The organism is Pseudomonas edaphica (assembly GCF_005863185.1).
GTDB classification, from domain to species: domain Bacteria; phylum Pseudomonadota; class Gammaproteobacteria; order Pseudomonadales; family Pseudomonadaceae; genus Aquipseudomonas; species Aquipseudomonas edaphica.
Window position 1 is genome coordinate 1 of record NZ_VBVZ01001024.1, and the last position, 1,092, is coordinate 1,092.

1 protein-coding gene is annotated in these 1,092 nt (G+C 62.9%); it reads right to left on the minus strand.

Features of this window, described 5'->3' with window-relative positions; genetic code table 11:
* On the minus strand, window positions 1–1,007 hold a 1,007-nt coding region (locus FEM54_RS32990), incomplete at its 3' end, for a bifunctional DedA family/phosphatase PAP2 family protein (RefSeq protein ID WP_138454328.1).
* Between the last annotated feature and the right edge of the window lie 85 nt (window positions 1,008–1,092).

Sequence of the window (1,092 nt, forward strand, 5' to 3'; positions counted from 1 at the left end):
AGTGCGAGAAAGAACGCAAAGGCGCCGGAGGCGTGGCCGCTGGGCATGCTGAAACTGGTCAGTGGTTCTGTGAGGATTTCCGGGCGGCCACGGGCGAAAAACAGCTTGGTGCCCGTGTTGATCACCGCCGCCCCCGCCAACGTAGCACCGACGAACACGGCATGCCGCCATTGCCGCGCCACCAGTAGCAGGCCAGTGAAAATCGCGCTGGCGATAAACATCTTCCTGAATTCACCCAGTTGGGTAATCCGCACCATCACCTCGTCCAGCCACGGGCTGCGATGCTCCTGGACCAAAGCACTGAGGCCCTGGTCGAAGTGGTTAAGGTGGGGATAGCCAATAAACAGGGCGATCAACAGCGTCAGGCTGGCGCCACCGACCCACACAGTGGCGCGACGATGGCCGCGCAGGCTGCTGTTCAAGCTCAGCCCCAGCAATACCGCGATACACCCGGCGACAATCCCGGCTTCCAGCCAGAAACCTTCCGGCAGCGGCAGGCGGAAGGCGGCGCCAGTGGCCCAGCCCGGCAGCAGGTAGGCCACCGACCAGCCGGCGGCGGCCACAATGCTTACGGCGGCAAAACGCGGGAACGGCATGTCGCACATGCCCGCCACCATCGGCAGCATGGGGCGCAGCGGGCCGATGAAACGCCCGACCAGCAGGCTGGCGATGCCGTACTTGTGGAAGTAGGTTTCGGCGCCGTTCATCCATTCCGGATGGTGGCGTAAACCGGGCAGGCGGCGGATGTTCTGATGGAAGTGTCGGCCCAGGTAGTAGGAAACGCCGTCGCCCAGTAAGCCGCCGAGAAAGCCCAGCAGCAAGGTTTCACTCAACGACAGCGCACCGCTGCCGGCCAGGGCCGCAATGGCAAACAGCAAGACGGTGCCTGGCACGATCAGACCGGCGATGGCCAGGCATTCAACGCACGCGACGATAAATACCGCCACCGCCAGCCATTCGGGGTTCAGTGTGAGCCAGCCGGTAATGCTATCGAGCCATTGGCCCATAAAACTTCACTCCATTTATGTCGGCAGTGGCGATCAACTGTGGGAGCTGGCTTGCCTGCGATGGCGGTGTGTCAGTCACCTCGAG